The sequence below is a fragment of the Bradyrhizobium sp. SZCCHNRI1009 genome (genome assembly GCF_032487575.1).
Lineage (GTDB): Bacteria > Pseudomonadota > Alphaproteobacteria > Rhizobiales > Xanthobacteraceae > Bradyrhizobium.
The window spans coordinates 63,693-81,044 of record NZ_JAUEUL010000008.1; the positions used below are offsets into that span (position 1 = coordinate 63,693).

The 17,352-nt window shown below is 67.2% G+C and carries 13 protein-coding genes; 10 read left to right on the top strand and 3 right to left on the bottom strand.

The annotated features are described in order from the left end of the window. Positions 1-8 precede the first annotated feature (8 nt). Positions 9-3,074 (bottom strand): ATP-binding protein, encoded by a 3,066-nt coding sequence (locus QX010_RS16225; protein ID WP_316180527.1) that lies wholly within the window; start codon positions 3,072-3,074, stop codon positions 9-11. 1,069 nt (positions 3,075-4,143) lie between these two features. Next, positions 4,144-5,037 (bottom strand): helix-turn-helix domain-containing protein, encoded by an 894-nt coding sequence (locus QX010_RS16230; RefSeq protein WP_316180529.1) that lies wholly within the window; start codon positions 5,035-5,037, stop codon positions 4,144-4,146. A gap of 219 nt (positions 5,038-5,256) precedes the next feature. On the opposite strand from QX010_RS16230, the gene QX010_RS16235 reads away from it, so the two are divergent. The 7 genes from QX010_RS16235 (at position 5,257) to QX010_RS16265 (ending at position 13,034) form a co-directional block, all read left to right on the top strand. Next, positions 5,257-6,477 carry an amino acid ABC transporter substrate-binding protein gene (locus QX010_RS16235; protein WP_315802931.1) on the top strand — a complete coding sequence of 407 codons (1,221 nt, stop codon included), beginning with the start codon at positions 5,257-5,259 and terminating at the stop codon, positions 6,475-6,477. 75 nt (positions 6,478-6,552) lie between these two features. Beyond that, positions 6,553-7,428: a branched-chain amino acid ABC transporter permease gene (locus tag QX010_RS16240; protein WP_316180531.1), complete on the top strand. Its 876-nt coding sequence runs from the start codon at positions 6,553-6,555 to the stop codon at positions 7,426-7,428. After that, a complete protein-coding gene (locus tag QX010_RS16245) occupies positions 7,425-9,092 on the top strand; it encodes a branched-chain amino acid ABC transporter ATP-binding protein/permease (protein ID WP_316180533.1) in 1,668 nt (555 codons plus the stop codon). Before QX010_RS16240 ends, QX010_RS16245 begins: the two co-directional genes overlap by 4 nt. Next, positions 9,085-9,843, top strand: a complete 759-nt coding sequence (locus tag QX010_RS16250; protein ID WP_316180534.1) for an ABC transporter ATP-binding protein — start codon at positions 9,085-9,087, stop codon at positions 9,841-9,843. Before QX010_RS16245 ends, QX010_RS16250 begins: the two co-directional genes overlap by 8 nt. Next, positions 9,840-11,291 carry an aldehyde dehydrogenase gene (locus QX010_RS16255; protein ID WP_316180536.1) on the top strand — a complete coding sequence of 484 codons (1,452 nt, stop codon included), beginning with the start codon at positions 9,840-9,842 and terminating at the stop codon, positions 11,289-11,291. Before QX010_RS16250 ends, QX010_RS16255 begins: the two co-directional genes overlap by 4 nt. A gap of 346 nt (positions 11,292-11,637) precedes the next feature. Continuing rightward, entirely contained in the window at positions 11,638-12,768 is a 1,131-nt protein-coding gene (locus QX010_RS16260; RefSeq protein ID WP_316180733.1) for a PepSY-associated TM helix domain-containing protein, read from the top strand. Beyond that, a complete protein-coding gene (locus QX010_RS16265; RefSeq protein ID WP_316180537.1) occupies positions 12,765-13,034 on the top strand; it encodes a hypothetical protein in 270 nt (89 codons plus the stop codon). The genes QX010_RS16260 and QX010_RS16265 overlap by 4 nt, the downstream gene beginning before the upstream one ends. A 67-nt stretch (positions 13,035-13,101) precedes the next feature. On the opposite strand, the gene QX010_RS16270 is transcribed toward QX010_RS16265, so the two are convergent. Further along, the gene (locus tag QX010_RS16270) at positions 13,102-13,446 is read right to left on the bottom strand and encodes a hypothetical protein (RefSeq protein ID WP_316180539.1); all 345 of its coding nucleotides are present in this window, start codon (positions 13,444-13,446) and stop codon (positions 13,102-13,104) included. Positions 13,447-13,698: 252 nt separating this feature from the next. On the opposite strand from QX010_RS16270, the gene QX010_RS16275 reads away from it, so the two are divergent. From QX010_RS16275 to QX010_RS16285, 3 genes are all read left to right on the top strand, one after another. Beyond that, positions 13,699-15,993, top strand: a complete 2,295-nt coding sequence (locus QX010_RS16275) for a TonB-dependent siderophore receptor (RefSeq protein WP_316180541.1) — start codon at positions 13,699-13,701, stop codon at positions 15,991-15,993. Between the two features lie 355 nt (positions 15,994-16,348). Then, a complete protein-coding gene (locus QX010_RS16280; RefSeq protein WP_315802938.1) occupies positions 16,349-16,579 on the top strand; it encodes an MbtH family protein in 231 nt (76 codons plus the stop codon). A 20-nt stretch (positions 16,580-16,599) separates the two neighbouring features. Next, positions 16,600-17,328: a thioesterase II family protein gene (locus QX010_RS16285; RefSeq protein WP_316180543.1), complete on the top strand. Its 729-nt coding sequence runs from the start codon at positions 16,600-16,602 to the stop codon at positions 17,326-17,328. Positions 17,329-17,352: the final 24 nt, after the last annotated feature.

Consider the following 17,352-nt stretch of genomic DNA (forward strand, 5'->3'; position numbering starts at 1 on the left):
ACAGGTCGTCACGCCGATTGTCGCCTCGGCGCGTCATCATCGACGGCGGCGAGCCGCGCCGCCGCCCGGCGCAGGAACGCCGCCGCGCCCTGCGCCTCGGCCACCGTGACGGCCTCGCGCAGCGCGGCCGTCACCTGGCCCGGCGCATGATCCGGAACGGCGGCCAGGATCTCGGCGCGCCGCCGATGCAGCGGCGACAGGAAATAGCCGTCGCCATAGCGCCGCGCGGCGTCGATCGCCGCATCGATCGTCTGCATCGCCTCGGCCGTGTTGCCGACGATCAGTTGCAGGCCGGCGACCTCGCCGAGATAGAAGCAGGAGAAATGCATCATGCCGAGCGTCTGGAATGCCGGCAGCGCCTCGCACGCCGCCGCCAGCGCCTCGTCTGGATTCCTGCCGAGATGGCCGCGGGCGTGCGCCTGCAGGCTGCCCGCCACCAGCTGATAGAGCGGATAGCCATGGTCGCGGCAGATGGTCAGGGCTTCCTCGGTGGCGAGGAGGACATCCTCGTAGTCGCCGCGTGCGAGCTGATAGAAGGCGAGCCACGACAGCGCCCAGGCGAGGTCGAACGGACGTCCGAGCCGGCGCGCATGCGCGATGAGATCGCTGGCGACCGCGGCCGCACCAGCGTCGTCGCCCATCGCATGCAGCACCTGCAGCAGCGAGGCCTGGGCGGCGACCAGCGGATCCTGCGAGGACAGTTGCGGCAGCCGCGCGCCGTCCGACGCCTGATAGAGCTGCACCGCGGCGGCCAGCAGCCGGCGCGCGGCGGGGAGGTCGCCTCTGGCGAAGAGAATGTAGCCCAACGCAACGCCGCTCTCGATGCGGTGCTCGGGAAGGCCGGTCTGCTCGCCGATTCCCAGGCACAGATGCGCCATCTCCTCGGCACCGTCGAGATCGCCCGCGATGATCAGGAAACTGCAGATGCCGCGCAGCACGGCGAACAGGCCGGCGGTGTTGCCGAGTGCGTCGCAGATCGCCCGTGCCTCGGACAGCGCCTTGCCGACCTCGGGCACGGTGTAGCCGCGCGAGGCGGCGAGGCTGACGGCAAGCCCGATCAGGAGCTCGAGCTCCAAGTCGGCGCGCTCGCCGTCGGCGGATTGATGACGCAGCAGGTCGAGCGCCGTTTGCAGATGTCGCGCCGCTTCGACATGCGCGGCGCGCGAGGCGGCGCGCCGGCCCGCGGCCGCCCATAGCGGGATGGCTTCGGCGATCGCGCCGCTCTCGGTGAAATGGTAGGCCAGCAACTCCGGCTCGGTGTCCCGCGTCTCGGGAAAGCGATCGCGCAGCACCGCGGCGATCCTGCCATGCAATGTCTGGCGTTCGCGCCGGAGCAGGGACTCGTAGGCGGCGTCGCGGATCAACGCGTGCTTGAACGTGTAGAGGCCGTCGGGCGGCGCGCCGCTGCTCTCCACGAGGCCGGACTTGACGAGCTGATCCAGGCTCTCGCCGAGCCTGGCTTCGGGCTCCGCCACGATGGCCGACAACAGATCGTAGCTGAAGCGGCGACCGATGGCGGCGCCGAGATTGGCAATCCGGCGCGCCGGCCCCAATCGGTCGAGCCGCGCAACCAGGGAGTCCTGCAGCGAGGCAGGAATGGCCACGCTCGCATGGCCGTCCCGTGCGGGCGCCGCGGAGGCTTCGACGACGTACTTCGCCAGCTCTTCCAGGAATAGCGGAATGCCTTCGCCACGGCTGACGATCTGGCGCAGCGTCGCTGCCGGCAGCGCGGCCGAAGCGGCCACATGGGTGCATATCCGCTCGGCGTCGCCGTGACTCAATCGCCCGAGCGGGAGCCGCGTGACCTGCGGGCTCGCGGCCCAGGGCGGCTCATATTCGAGCCGGGCCGTGACCACGATCAGCCAGCGGCGTTGTGCGGCGCGCCGGATCGCCCGATCGAGCAGCTCGAGCGTGGTCGTGTCGCTCCAATGCGCGTCTTCCAGCACCAGCAGCGCGGGCCCGGTCGGCACCATCATGTCGATCAGCCGGAGCAGCGTCTCCCGCGTGACCTCCGAGCGCTTCTCGACGGTCATCGTCTGCAGCGGACTGTCCGGCTCGGGAGCGACGCCCAGGATATCGGCGAGCACGGCGCGCGCCGTGGCGTCGCCGACGCCGTGCGCGTTCATGAAGCGATCGAGCTTGTCGCGACGCGTCGCTGCGCCGTCGGAGCGGTCGAAGCCGGCGATGAGCGCGAGCTGCTCCGAGATCGGATACAGCACGCTGTCACAACGGGTGGGGCTGCAGTGCCAGATCATCTGGAGCTGGGAGACGTCGGCCACGCGCCGACGCAGCTCCTCGACCAGCCGCGACTTGCCGATGCCCGGCTCGCCATGGAGCAGCACCACCTGTCCGCTGCCGAACCGCGCCGCCGCCCAGCAATCGAATAGACGCGCCAGCTCCTGGTCGCGCCCGACCAGAGGGGAGCTTTCGCCGCGAATGCGGGCGTGGAAACGGCTCGCGACGGCGGCTTCCTCCAGCACCTCGAACGCCTCGACCGGTGCGGCGAATCCCTTCAGCGCGAACGTGCCGAGATCGCGGAAGTCGAACATGCCGCGCGCGATGCGCTCGGTGGTCCGGGCCACGACGATGCTGTCGGGGGCGGCGATCGATTGCAGCCGCGCCGCCAGATTCGGCGTCTCGCCGACGATGTCGACCGGGCGGCCGTCGGCGCGGGGCATGAGGTCGCTGACCACGACGAGGCCGGTGGCGATGCCGATGCGCAGGCGCAGCTTCTGTCCATGCGGGGCCTCGAGCCGGCCGACGGCGTCGCGCAGCGCGATGGCGGCGCGGATCGCGGTGGCTGCATCGTCTTCCCCCGCGCGCGGATAGCCGAAATAGGCGAGCACGCCGTCGCCGGCATATTGCGTGATGGCGCCGCCATGGTGGCCGATGACGTTTTCGCAGGTCGTCAGGAAGGCGTCGATGACGCTGGTCATATCTTCCGGATCGAGCCTGACCGTGAGCGAGACGGAGCCGACGAGATCGCAGATCAGCGCCGTGACCTGCCGCCGCTCGGCGCGATGCATGCCGAGCAGGCGCGAGCTCGTCGTCGTATCGGATGACGGCTGTCGCAACGCCCCGCCACACCCGCCGCAGACGTCCGAGCCCGGTGGATTGGGCCGACCACAGGTTTCACAATCCATCTGCGTTCGGGCTCCCGGACACGACTACGGAATGCGAATGAGCGCGAAGCGCGGAGCTTGCGATGAGGGCGCGATCGCGGCGCCCGTATCGACCGACGTCGCGCGCCGAGCGCGAAGCATCGGTTTGCGGTACTGGCATTTCGAGTGCGACCAGGACCGGCTGATCATGTTCAACTCATAGCGCATTCGTGGCAGAGTAGCAACGGTGCCGGATTGCTCGCGGTCGCTCCGGGGAGGGGGGAACGATGTCGGACGGCTCCCTCGGGTGTCCTCGATGCCGGCGGGACCGTTCAAGCCTGCGACGATTTGACATCAATGTGGAAGCATCAGGCCGCCTCGCTTGCGGAAAGGCGCGCATGATCGCGCGATCCCGCGGCGGATGGCCCGTCCGGGTGATGCGTCGTGAGGCCCTCGGAAAGCGTGAGGGCGCAGGGAAGGCCGGACCTCGACTGAGGCCCGTGGCCCGCCTGCGAAAAAAATGCAGGCGGCAGGTACCACAGGTCAGCCGGAAACCCGGCCCTCCCTGCGCGATGGTTGAACGGCTGCTTCGCGTTCTCCCTGGTGCGCCGGGCTTTCTGGCCACCATCCCCACGCGAAGCCAGGGCCTCGACGTGAGTTGATATCAGCATCGGGATATCAGGACCGCGCGACTTGACCGTGCGTGGCGAATTGTTCGTCGGCGCGAGCAACCCGCGCTGCAATCCACCACGCCCACCGCTCCCCGCCTCGCATGTCGTGACGACCGCGATACGCCCCTCAGCTCGAGACGGGATGTAGGAATAGAACCATGATTTTCGGAAAAACGAAAGAGGAATATTTTCGGCGCGGGGACTGGACAGGCCAAATCAGCTTGATCGCGCAGCGGAAATCAGTTTCTCGGCGCATCGAGCATCCAACGATTGCGCCGCCCGTCCGAACCTCGGGATTTTCTGGTTCGACGCTGACGCGTCGTCCTGGACCGACAAGGAGGACGACCGAGGCGCCTGGCTGCGCCGCTCCGTCACGGCCAGTCGGCGAAGTTGAGGATGGCCCGCGACTGGCCTTTGGTCCGCTGCGACGAAACGCCCTTGCGCCACGCGCCCGGTGATTGGCCGGTGTGCCTGACGAAGAAGCGGTTGAAATAGGCGCTGTCCTTGAAGCCGAGCGCGAAGGCGATCTGCTTGATCGTCGCGGTGGTGGTTTCGAGCCGGGTCGCCGCCTCCTGAATGACGCGTTGCTGAATCAGCGCGCTCGGTGACCGCTGCAGCACCCGGGTGCACAGCGCGTGCAGGCGATCCGGCGTCACGCCGAGCAACGCAGCGTAGTCGGCGACCCGCAGTTGCTGATGAAAGCGTTCCTCGACGAGCCGGCGAAAGCGGCTCAGGATCTCGGCGCTGGAGCCCTGCGCCTCGCCGGCGCTGTCGTCGGCAAACAGCCGCCAGAAGCGCAGCACGCACAGGGTCAGCTCCGATGACGTGATCGAGGCCGCGCCGCGCCGTGACGGATTTTCGATCTCGGCTGCGATCGCCGCCATCGAGCGCGCGATGACCGCGGCGAACTCGGCCGTGACCGAGAAGGCCAGGACGGCCTCGGTGCCTGCGAGGTCGAGATAGGCGGGCTCGGCGGAGGAGGGTAGGTGGCGGTGCCAGAGCCCGGAGCGCAGCCGCAGGAGATGGCCGGCCGAGCCGGCCGCGACGTCGAGATGCTCGGCCTCTCCCGCCGGCAGCCAGACCAGCGCCGGACCGGACCAGGTCTGGATTTCGTCATCGGCGAAGCGCGCCGAGGCAGCCCCGGCGGAGAGGCAGAGCAGGTGGACGAACGGCCGCGCGGCATCCGACCGCAGGGCCCAGCGCCGTGCCTCGAAATGCGTGGGAATGGCTTCGGCGCCGAGCGCTGCCGGGGTGCCGCGAGCCACCGGCGGCAGCGTCCGAGGCGCGGCATTACGCGCAGTCGTCGCCCCAGAAAAGTGCACTCTTTTGCCGGAACTGTCCATTGCGCCACCCAAGCTTGCGGTGTTTCCCTCGTCAAGTCCCGACGACCGCAAACAAAAAACCGCGGACGACGCCGGGGCAGAGGAACGTCACCGATTCACGCGCGCGGTCCGCGCGCGTGAACATGGGAGGAGGACAAGGACATGACTTCGACCAACCGTCGTCAGGTGCTACGGATCGCGGGAGCGGCGGCGATCGCAGCCGGCTTTGCCGTATCGGCCGCGCAGGCCCAGACACAGGACAAGATCCGCATCGGCTATGCGATCTCGAAGACCGGCCCCTATGCCGGCGGCGCCGGCATCACCACGCTGCCGAACTATCAGCTCTGGGTGAAGGACGTGAACGCGGCCGGCGGCATCAAGCTCGGCGACAAGCGGCTGCCGGTCGAGATCGTCGAATATGACGACCGCAGCTCGTCGGAAGAGGCGGTGAAGGCGATCGAGCGCCTCGCCAACCAGGACAAGGTCGACTTCATCCTACCGCCCTGGGGCACCGGTCTCAACCTTGCGGTCGGTCCGACCTTGAACCGGCTCGGCTATCCGCATCTCGCGGTGACGTCGGTGACCGACAAGGCGCCAGAGCTCGCCAAGCGCTGGGCTAATGCCACCTTCTGGCTCGGCACGTCGGCGCAGATCTCCAACGGGCTCGCCGAGCTGCTCGGCAAGCTGAAGAGCGAGGGCAAGATCGGCGGCACCGTCGCGATGGTCAGCGTCGCCGATCAGTTCGGCATCGAGCTGGCCGCCGCCGGGCGCGAGGCTTTCAAGAAGGCCGGACTGACCGTCGCCTACGACAAGACCTATCCGATGGGCTCGCAGGATCTGCAGCCGCTGCTCAAGGATGCGATCGCGAGCAAAGCCGATGCCTTCGTCGCCTTCAGCTATCCGCCGGATACGATCGGGCTGACCGAGCAGGCGCAACTGCTCAAGTACAATCCGAAGGTCTTCTATGTCGGCGTCGGCACGGCGTTCCCGCTGTTCAAGGGCAAGTTCGGCGCGGGCAGCGACGGCGTGATGGGCATCGGCGGCTGGAACGCCGACGCGCCCGCGCTCAAGGACTATCTCGCCCGCCACAAGGCGGCGACCGGGCAGGAGCCGGATCGCTGGGCGAGCCCGATCACCTATGCCAGCCTGCAGGTGCTGCAGCAGGCGATCGAGAAGGTCGGCAAGGTCGACCGTACCGCGGTCGCCAAGGAGATCCGCGAGGGCTCTTTCGACACCATCATCGGCAAGGTGAAGCTGAAGGACGGCCTGCTGCAGGAGGTCTGGAGCGTCGGCCAGTGGCAGAACGGCGAGTTCTACGCCCTGGCGCCGGCCTCGCTGCCCGGCGCACGCGCCGCGGTCGTGCCGAAGCCCGAGTGGAAATAGCGGGAACGAGGTCGTGAGCTTGCGGACGCGCGTCAATGCGCGCGTCCGCGGGCCTCGCGCAAGAGGCACCATCCCATGCTGCTGTTCGACATCCTGCTGCCCGGTCTGGTGCTGGGGGGCATGTATGCCCTGATCGCGCTCGGCCTGACGCTGCAATATGGCGTGGCGCGCATCATGAACCTGTCCTATGGCGAGTCGCTGGTCGCGGCCGCGTTCGGCACGCTGTCGCTCTATTCCGGCCTGCGACTGAGTCCGCTGCTGGCGCTGCTGCTGGCGATGCCCGCCGCGGGACTGCTGAACTGGCTGCTCTACAGGCTGTTGCTGCAGCGCCTGATCCGCCGCGGCAAGGACGCCGGTGCCCAGGAGGTCGACAGCATCCTCGTCACCTTCGGCGTGCTGTTCGTGATCCAGGGCATCATGCTGGTCGCTTTTGGCGGGCAGTATTACAGCTACAGCTATCTCTCCATTCCCGTGACGGTGCTCGGCTCGACGCTCGCGGTGAACCGGCTGGTGGCGCTCGGTTTCGCCGCGCTGATCGGCACCGGCGTCTATCTCGCGCTGACGCGGACGAGGATCGGTACGGCCGTGCGTGCCGTCGCGGTCGATGCCAATGCCGCGCGGCTCGTCGGCATCGATGTCGCTTGGCTCGCAGGACTGGCGTTTGCGTTCGGTGGTGGACTGGTAGCCGCCGGCGGCGTGCTCGTCAGCATGTTCCTCACCTTCAACGCCTCGATGGGCGTCGTCTTCACGATGAAGGCGCTGGTGGTCGTGATCATGGGGGGCGTCGGCAATGTCATGGGCGCGCTGGCCGCAGGGCTGCTGCTCGGCGTCGTCGAGACCGCGGTGGCGCGGCTGGTCGATCCCGGGCTGACCTTGGCCGCGACGTTTGCGATGTTTCTCGCCGTGCTGCTGATCCGGCCGACCGGACTGTTCGGAAAGGCGGCGTCGTGATCAGCCCTGGCAAGATTCTCGCCTGGTGCATCGGGCTCGTCGGCGTTGCCGCAGCGGTCACGCTGCCGCTCTATGCCAACGGCTACTATCTCGCGCTCGGCATCAGCATTCTCTATTTCACCGTGCTGGCAACCGCCTGGGCCATGTTTTCCGGACCGACCCGCTACGTCTCGCTGGCGACGGCTGCGTTCTTCGGCATCGGCGCCTATACGGCGGCGGCGACGGGCGAGACGCTGAGCTGGCCGCTGCAACTGATGACCGCTGCGGGTGTCGGCGCCGTCGTCGCGGCCATCACCGGCCTGTCGACGCTGCGGCTGTCCGGCATCTACTTCATCATCTTCTCGTTCGGCCTGGCCGAGCTGATCCGCCAGCTCGTGATCTGGTACGAGGTCAACATCCACAAATCGGTCGGCCGCTATTTGTTCAGCGACATCACCCAGGAGATGCTGTACTGGCAGCTCTGCGCGCTGACGGCGCTGGTCTTCCTCACGGGCTTTCTGCTGACGCGCTCGCGCTATGGCCTCGCGCTGCGCGCGATCGGCGCCGACGAGACCGCCGCGCGCCATTCCGGCATCGATGCGACGGCGGTGAAGCTCGGGGTCTTCATCCTCAGCGCGATGTTCATGTCGGTGACCGGCGCGATCATGGCGCCGCGCTGGACCTATATCGATCCGGCGATCGCGTTCAATCCGATGATCTCGTTCCAGGTCGTGATCATGGCGCTGCTCGGCGGCGCCGGCTCGCTGATCGGCCCGGTGCTCGGCGTCATCCCGCTGGTGCTGCTGTTCGAGGTGCTGACAGCCGCGCTGCCGAACCATTTCAGCATCGTGCTCGGCCTCGTCTTCATCGGCATCGTGATGGCGCTGCCGAAGGGCGTGATCGGGGTGGTCGATCGGGTCTGGCGGCGCGAGCCCAAGGTCGCCGGCGCCAAGCCGGAGCAGGGCGGAACGCTGCTCATCGCCGAGACCGTCGGCAAATCCTTCGGCGGCCTGCGCGCCGTCGACAAGGCCAGTCTCGACGTCCGCGCCGGCGAGATCCTCGGCGTCATCGGTCCCAACGGCTCCGGCAAGACGACGCTGCTCAACATGCTCTCTGGCGCGCTGGTGCCGTCGGACGGCACCATCCGCTTCGACGGCACCGTCATCAACGGCATGGCCGCCCACCGGATCGCGCGGCTCGGGCTTGCCCGCACCTTCCAGTTGGTGCGGGTGATGCCGGACTTGACGGTCGCCGAGAATGTCGCGGCGGCGGCGTTGTTCCGCACGCGCCAGACCGGTGCGGCCGCGGAATCGATCCATGAGCTGCTCGCCCTGGTCGGCCTCGATGGCGTGGCGGAGATGCTGGCGGGCGATCTCACTTACATCGACCAGAAGCGGCTGGAGCTCGCCCGCGCGCTGGCGCTGCATCCGCGTGTTGTGCTGCTCGACGAATGGCTGGCCGGGCTCAATCCGACCGAGCTCGAGACCGGCATCGGGCTGATCGCCTCGCTGCGCGACCGCGGCATCACCATCGTGATGGTCGAGCATGTGATGGATGCGATCCGCGCGCTGTGCGACCGCTGCGTGGTGATGAGCGCCGGCAACGTGATCGCGCGCGGCACGCCGGGCGAGGTGCTCGCCGATCCCACCGTAATCACGGCCTATCTCGGAGAGCCCGATGCTTGAGATCACGCGGCTGTCGCATGCCTATGGCAAGCACCAGGCGCTCACCGACGTCGCGCTCGAGGTCGCGCGCGGCGAGATCGTCGCCATCCTCGGCGCCAATGGCGCCGGCAAGTCGACCCTGCTGAAGGCGATCGCGGGACTGATCCGGCCGTCGCCCGGGGCCGTGGTCCGGCTCGGCGGGACGGACATCGCCTCGCTCGCGCCGCATCTGATCGTCGAGCGCGGCATCGCGCTGGTGCCGGAAGGCCGCGGCGTCTTCGGCGATCTCACCGTCGCCGAGAACCTCCAGCTCGGCGCCTATCCGGCGCGCGCCCGCGACGGCGAGGCCGCGCGGCTCGCGCACGTGCTGCAACTGTTCCCGCGCCTCACCGAGCGCATGAGCCAGGCCGTGAGGACCATGAGCGGCGGCGAGCAGCAGATGGTCGCGATCGGCCGCGCGCTGATGTCGCGGCCCGAGCTGCTGCTGCTCGACGAGCCGTCGCTCGGACTGTCGCCGCTCTTGAGCCGCGAGGTGTTCCGGGCGCTCAAGACGATCCGCGGCGACGGCGTCGGCATCCTGATGGTCGAGCAGAACGCGCGCGCCAGCCTGGACATCGCCGACCGCGTCTACCTGATCGAGCAGGGGCGCAATGCCGGCGAAGGCGCGGCGTCCGAGATGAAGAACAATCCCGACATCCAGCGCGCCTATCTCGGCCAGTCGCGCGCGCCGAAATCTCCAGCAACCTCCAGCGAATCCGGGAGTCTTCCATGAACGCGATCAATCTCCTGATTGGCGGCAAGGATCAGTCCGCCACCAATCAGCGCACCTTCCAGCGCCTCAATCCGATCAGCGGCGAGATCGCAACCATCGTCGCGGCGGCGTCGATCGACGACGCGCTGCGCGCCGCCGATGCCGCCGCGGCGGCGTTTCCGGCGTGGTCCCGGCTCGGCCCTGGCGAACGCCGCAAGCGGCTCAATGCGGCAGCCGATGCGCTGGCGCGCAATGCACCGGAGTTCGTCGCGCTGATGATGGCCGAGACCGGCGCCACCGCGGGCTGGGCCGGCTTCAACGTGCATCTCGCCGAGGGCATGCTGCGCGAGGCCGCGGCGATGACGACGCAGATCGCGGGCGAGGTGATTCCGACCGACGTGCCCGACAACATCGCGCTGGCGCATCGCCAGCCGGTCGGCGTCGTGCTCGGCATCGCGCCGTGGAATGCGCCGGTCATCCTCGGTGTCCGCTCGGTGGCGATGCCGCTCGCCTGCGGCAACACCGTGGTGCTGAAGGCCTCGGAGATGAGCCCGGGCGTGCATCGGCTGATCGGCGCGTGCCTGGCCGAAGGTGGTCTCGGCGACGGCGTCGTCAATGTCGTGACCAACGCGCCCGAGGATGCGCAGGCCGTGGTCGAAGCGCTGATCGCCCATCCCGCGATCCGCCGCGTCAACTTCACCGGCTCGACCCGCGTCGGCCGTCTCATCGCCATGGCCTGTGCCAGGCAATTGAAGCGCGCGCTGCTCGAGCTCGGCGGCAAGGCGCCGCTGGTCATTCTCGACGACGCCGATCTCGACGCCTCGGTGAATGCCGCCGCGTTCGGCGCCTTCATGAACCAGGGCCAGATCTGCATGTCGACCGAGCGCATCGTGGTCGACGACAAGGTGGCGGATGTATTCGTCGCGAAGTTCGCCGCCAAGGCCAACAGCCTGCCTTACGGAGATCCGCGCAAGGGCGACGTGGTGCTGGGCTCGCTGGTCAGCGCCGCCGCCTGCGACCGTGTCGGCGGCCTGATCGAGGACGCGGTGGCCAAGGGCGCGGTGCTGGCGGCCGGCGGCCGCGGCAGCGGCACGATCATGCCCGCGACCATCGTCGATCACGTCACGCCGGCGATGCGCATCTATGGCGAGGAGAGTTTTGGTCCCGTCGTCACCGTCGTGCGCGTCAGCGGCGTCGACGAGGCCGTGCGCGTCGCCAACGACACCGAATATGGCCTGTCGTCGGCGGTGTTCGGCCGCGACATCGCTCGCGCGATCGCTGTCGCCAAGCGGATCGAATCCGGCATCTGCCACGTCAACGCGCCGACGGTGCATGACGAGCCGCAGATGCCGTTCGGCGGCGTCAAGGCCTCCGGCTATGGCCGCTTCGGCGGCAAGGCCGCGATCGACGAGTTCACCGAGCTGCGCTGGATCACGGTGCAGACCGGCGAGCGGCACTACCCATTCTGAGGCGGGAACTCATCCGTGGCCCGGCTCTGGCGCATCGTCGGATGCAGCCGGAGCCGGTTGCATTCCGCGCGGCCATGCGCGGAAACGATTCGAACTGTGTCCGAGACATCGGCAGCAGCGACGTCGGCGCGCGACGTCGCGGCGGTGAGACGCGCCCCCGCCGGGCATCGATGGTGCGAGGTGCGATCGAAATTCACGTTGCGGCTCCGCTGGTTGCGGCAGACAGGCGCGCTACTTTAAAGAAATTCCAACGGCTTTAGATCGATTCAGTTTGCTGCGGCCCTTCTCTTGCCGGACGTTCGGCTCAACACGTGCAACGTCGATGACGAAGGGTGGGTTCGAGCGCATGCGGCTGTGGGTTCAGGTTCATACGTGGACGTCGCTGATCAGCATGATCTTCCTGCTGATGCTGTGCCTGACCGGGCTTCCGCTGATCTTCCATGAGGAAATCGATCATCTGTTCGAGGACGAGATCGCCGCGCCGGCGATGCCGGCCGACACGCCGCTGCTGCCGCTCGACCGCCTGATCGCGGCGGCCAAGCAGCAGTTGCCGCAGCAGCATGCGCTGTTCGTGAGCCTGAAGCAGGCGGAGCCGCTGATCGTGGTCGCGATGTCGCCGACCGCCATTCCGGTGCCCGGGCAGTTTCATCGGCTCACCGTTGATGCGCGCACCGGCGTCGTGCTCGGCGAGGAGGCGCCGCATCAGGACGTCATGGACGTGATCCTGCGCATCCACCGCGACATGTTCACCGGCCTGCCGGGCGAGCTCTTTCTCGGACTGATGGGACTGGTGTTCGCGGCGTCCATCGTCTCGGGCGTCGTCGTCTACTGGCCCTTCATGCGGCGCCTGCAGTTCGGCACGGTGCGGGATCGCTCGGCGCGGCTGAAATGGCTCGACCTGCACAATCTGCTCGGCATCGTCACGGTGAGCTGGGCGCTCGCGGTCGGTCTGACCGGCACCATCAACACGCTGGCGGTGCCGCTGTTCGACCTCTGGCGCGCAAAGACCATGCCGGCGCTGCTCGCGCCCTATCAGGGCAAGCCGCTGGCGGAAGCAAAGTCGATCGAGGCCGCCGTCGGCGCCGTCCGCACCGCATTCCCGGACCGGCTGGTGACGTCCATCACCCTGCCGACGACGACGCGGTTCGGCAGCCCGCAGCACCTGATGATCTGGACCAAGGGCCGCACGCCGTTCACCGCGCGCATGTTCAAGCCGGTCCTGGTCGACGCCCAGGACAGCAGCAAGATGGTCGTGCCCGAGCTCGCCTGGTACCTCACCGCGTTGCAGGTATCGCGGCCGCTGCACTTCGGTGACTACGGCGGCTTGCCGCTGAAGATCATCTGGGCCGCTCTCGACGTGATCACGATCATCGTGCTGTGCAGTGGACTCTATCTGTGGGCCGCCAAGCGCTGGGGCTTCCGCAGGAAGGCGTCAGGTGTCGTGGCATCGGCCGCGCCGGCAGTGGTGTCGACATGAGCTCCTCCGCTGCCTCGGCGACGCCGTCCTCCCGCGTCGCGCAACTCTCGACCTGGCAGGTGTTTCGTGCGCCGCTGCTGATCGGCCTCGTCGCCGCAGCCGGGCTCGCCTTCGGACTGTTCGGCGACGGCCTGTGGGATGGCCTGTGCTGGCTCGGGCTGTCGATTCCGATCCTGTTGTCGCTCGCCTACGGCACGAGACGGAGCCGCGGCGCGAAGGCCGGAACGCAGGGCGCTCAGGCCGGAACGCAGGATGGGCCGCTCTGAGCGCTGACGTCCGCCGCCGGTCGGCGGAAGACGCCCCGCATCATTGACCTCGATCCGGGCCGCGGGACTACGCGCTCGGCCGGCCAACGATCCCACGCATCTCTTCTCTTACGCGTCTTCTCTCGCGCGCCGCGTCATCGCGATGGCCGCACGCTGCGTCGGCGGCGCGTGATCGGTCTCGCGCAGTGAGCGCCGCCGCGAGCGGCGTCTCTCCGCCCCGGAAACAAACAGATACAACGGTCACGATGCTCTCTCCGATCTGCGCGCGGCGCGGCGGAGATGCGGCGCATTTGAACGCAAAGATTGATTCAAAAGTGGCAATGTGATTAGTTATCATCGTACGATTGATCGAAATGATTTCGATGAGTTCGAGACGATTGGTGTCCTGAGTTGTATCAGCCGACACGATCACGTCGGCCTTCCGCGCGACATGCGCTTCTTTGGAAGGCTTCAAAGAAGCGGCGGGAAAAAAATCTCGTAGTAGCGGCAATCTGTTGAGCTGACCGATTCGGCGAGACTGTCGCTCGTTAGACGGGTTCTACGTCGCGCGACGCCATCCTCAAATACCTGTGTGTTAGGACCACCGACGAGCCGAGTTGGAACTTGGAATGATCGGGGTGTCAGGATGGTTTGTCGCATTTTGGATAAAGACGTTGGATTGACGATGTCGTTGGGACTTGTGAGCTCATTGGCGCTCACGCTGAATGTCGGAGGCGTTCAACCGGCCTTCGCGCAGACCAAGCTCCCCGACGTGACCGTCGACGCGCCGAAGCCGAAAGTCCGGCAGACCGCCTCGAGACCGCAGGCGACCGCGACGCGAACCGCTCAGCAGCGCCGCGTCGCCCCGCGCAACCTGCCGCCGACCGCCCCGGTGGCCTACGTGACGCCGTCGACGGGAACAGTCGGCGCGCCGCCGTCGCCCTATGCCGGCGGCCAGGTCGCCAGCGGCGGCGGCCTCGGACTCCTCGGCAACCGCGGCATCATGAACACGCCCTTCAACCAGACGAGCTTCACCTCGCAGCTCATCCAGAACCAGCAGGCCCGCACGATTCGCGACGTGCTGATCAATGATCCCTCGGTGCGGACGATCCAGGCGGCCGGCGGCGGCGCCGACAGCCTGTTCATCCGCGGCTTCTACTATGACAGCGGCGACTACGCCTTGAACGGCCTCGCCGGCATTGCGCCGTATTATTCGACGGGCGCCAATTTCATCGAGCGGGTCGAGCTGCTCAAGGGGCCGGCGGCTCTGCTCAACGGCATGACGGTCGGCGGCACCGGCGCCTCGAGCGGCGGTGCGGTCGGTGGCAGCGTCAATCTCATCACCAAGCACGCGCCCGACACCGACATCACGCAACTCACGGCGACCTTCGCGTCGCGATCGCAGTTCGGCGAGGAGGTCGATGTCAGCCGCCGCTACGGCGAGCACAAGGAGTGGGGCGTCCGTCTCAACAGCAAGTATTCCAACGGCAATACGCCGTGGGACCGCCAGACCGACGAGTTCGGAAATGCTCACCTCGCGGTCGACTATCACGGCGAGAACGTCCGCGTCGATGCCGATATCGGCTATCAGGCGGACAAGCTGAATCCGCCGCTTCGCTTCTTCACGGTCGGCCCGACCACGACCAGCATCGCGTCGCCGCCGCCGTCCGGCACCAACTTCCAGATGCCGTGGGCCTATTATGCGCCGACCGATTTCTTCTCGACGGTCAAGGGCGAGGTCGATCTCAGCGATCACATCACGGCCTACGCAGGGTTCGGCTATCACGACAGCAACATCAACTATCGCTATACGTCGCCGGTTCTCGGCAATAACGGCGTTCTCACCGGAACCCCGCTTACGGGGAGCGAGACCTATGAGACGTTGGCGGGCGAAGCCGGCCTTCGGCTGACCGCCGACACCGGGCCCGTCAACCACGCCATCAATGTCGGCTACTCCGTCACCGATCGCACCTATACCCAGCGTGTGGTCACGGGGACGCTGTCGGCGGCGACGCCTTGGAATCTCTATCGTGATCCCTCGAACATCGCGCTGCCGGGATTCTCGTCGACGCTGGCAGCCAATCAGATCGTCGGCGCGAATCTCTGGAGCGTCGGCGTCTCCGACACGATGTCCATTCTCGACAAGAGGATCCAACTGACCGTCGGTGCGCGCCGCCAGACCGCGGGGACCGAGATAACGAATTTCGTCGCGCCGGGGTCGAGCAGGCCGTTCGCGGACACCTCGGTTTGGACGCCGGCCTATGCGCTCGTCGTCAAGCCGGTCCAGCAGGTCGCGCTCTACGCCAACTATATCGAGGGTTTGCAGACCCCGGCCGTCGTCACCGGCAATTTCAGCAATGTCGGCACGGTGTTCCCTCCGGGGCAGACCAAGCAGGTGGAGACCGGAATCAAGGTCGATTTCGGCCGCATCACGACGACGCTCAGCGCCTTCGACATCTCGCGCCCGAGCATCATCAGCGTCGCAACGGCAGGGGTGGCATTGCCCGCCCAGGTGCTCAACGGCTTGCAGCGAAATACCGGAGCTGAGTTCAACGTGTTCGGCGAGATCACGCCGGAGCTGCGCCTGCTCGGAGGCGCGGCCTACACCCACGGCGTGCAGGAGAAGACGCAAGGCGGCACGACGGACGGCAAGCGCGCCATCGGTGTGCCCGAACTGACGGTCAATCTCGGCGCCGAATGGGACACGCCGTTCGCACGCGACCTGACCCTGACGGGCCGGGTCGTCTACACGGCCGCGCAATATGTCAACGCAACCAATACGCTCTCGTTGCCAGATTGGACGCGAGTGGACCTGGGCGCGCGCTACAAGTTCACCTCGCCGTGGAACGGCAAGCCGATCATCGTTCGCGCCAGCGTCGAGAACGTGTTCGACAAGACCTATTGGGCGTCCGCCTATAGTGGCGTGATCACGCTGGGCGCGCCGCGCACCTACCTCGTTTCCACGACGTTCAACTTCTGAAGCGTCGACGTGCATGAGGGCGACCAGGCCGCCGCACGGCAGATGTGCGGCGGCTTGGTTAGTTGGAGCGACGCGTAGAGTTGCATGTCCAAGCGACGGAGAGCGTGCGGTCCGTGGCGCGCATGCCAAGGCGGGCAAGCGAATGGAGCGTGATTCAACACCGAACTACACGGCAATTGCTGTAGAGCCGCCGGAATCGCCGACTTGAAGCCGATGCATCCAGATGTTGAGTCGTCACCTGCGTGTCACCTTGGAGAGATTAAAAACTTCGATCGGCGGTATCCTTTTGACTGTCATTATCAACTGCATTACTCGTAGTTCATCAACGTCGCTTGTTAGTAGGGAGTAGCCGCTCATGATGGTCTTCGACAGGGACGACGTCACCTTCACCGTCGTCGTGAATCACGAAGAGCAATATTCGATCTGGCCGACATTCAAGGACATTCCGAACGGGTGGACGGCCATAGGCGTCACCGGGAACAAGAAGGAATGTCTGGACCATATCGAACAGGTGTGGACCGACATGCGGCCGCTCTCGCTGCGGAAATTCATGCAGGAGAACACGCAGGCCTCTGCCGAATCCTGAAGCGAGGGAGGATGGCTGCCATGCGGCTGATCTGTTTGCCCCATGCCGGCGGCAGCGCCATGGTCTACGCGCGCTGGAGGAGAGGTCTTCCGTCCTGGATCGAGGTCCTGCCGCTGGAGCTGCCAGGACGCGGGGCGCGGATGGACGAGCCGCTGCAGACGGATGCGGCCGTGCTGGCCGATCAGCTCGCGTCCGAACTGATCGGGGCGCCGTTGGCGCAGCCCTACGCTCTGTTCGGGCACAGTCTTGGCGGCTTGCTCGCCTTCGAGCTCGCGCACCGGCTGCTCGCGCGCGGTGCGCCGCGGCCGCAGATGTTGCTCGTGTCCGGAACGGAAGCGCCGGCCGTGCGCGACGGCAGCCGCTGGCGCGAGCCGCTCGGCGACGACGCGTTGCGCGACGAGCTTCTCAGGCTGAACGGCACACCGCCGGAGGCGTTCGAAAGCATGGAGATCATGCGCAGCGCGCTGCCGATCCTGCGGGCCGACTTCCTGATGTGCGGGAACTACGTCTATCAGCGGCGCCAGCCGTTGCCCTGTCCGCTGCACGTGTTCGGCGGCGATCTCGACGAGACGCGCGCCGAGGCGCTGGAGGCGTGGCGGGCCGAGACCTCCGGCGCGTTCGGCCGCGACACGTTGCCGGGCGACCATTTCTTCATCCATAGCCGGCAGGCGGATCTGCTGAATCTCCTTGCCGCATTGCTGGCACGCGCGGCCCGGCCGGAACTCGCCGTTGCTCGCGCGGGGCCTTGAGCGGCGTGCCGAAAGCGTGGCCCA

Excerpts from the sequence above, each read along its gene's own strand:
- QX010_RS16235 (WP_315802931.1), top strand. The coding sequence starts at position 5,257 with ATGACTTCGACCAACCGTCGTCAGGTGCTACGGATCGCGGGAGCGGCG.
- QX010_RS16265 (WP_316180537.1), top strand. The coding sequence starts at position 12,765 with ATGAGCTCCTCCGCTGCCTCGGCGACGCCGTCCTCCCGCGTCGCGCAA.
- QX010_RS16260 (WP_316180733.1), top strand. The coding sequence starts at position 11,638 with ATGCGGCTGTGGGTTCAGGTTCATACGTGGACGTCGCTGATCAGCATG.
- QX010_RS16275 (WP_316180541.1), top strand. The coding sequence starts at position 13,699 with ATGTCGTTGGGACTTGTGAGCTCATTGGCGCTCACGCTGAATGTCGGA.
- QX010_RS16285 (WP_316180543.1), top strand. The coding sequence starts at position 16,600 with ATGCGGCTGATCTGTTTGCCCCATGCCGGCGGCAGCGCCATGGTCTAC.
- QX010_RS16250 (WP_316180534.1), top strand. The coding sequence starts at position 9,085 with ATGCTTGAGATCACGCGGCTGTCGCATGCCTATGGCAAGCACCAGGCG.
- QX010_RS16255 (WP_316180536.1), top strand. The coding sequence starts at position 9,840 with ATGAACGCGATCAATCTCCTGATTGGCGGCAAGGATCAGTCCGCCACC.
- QX010_RS16240 (WP_316180531.1), top strand. The coding sequence starts at position 6,553 with ATGCTGCTGTTCGACATCCTGCTGCCCGGTCTGGTGCTGGGGGGCATG.
- QX010_RS16280 (WP_315802938.1), top strand. The coding sequence starts at position 16,349 with ATGATGGTCTTCGACAGGGACGACGTCACCTTCACCGTCGTCGTGAAT.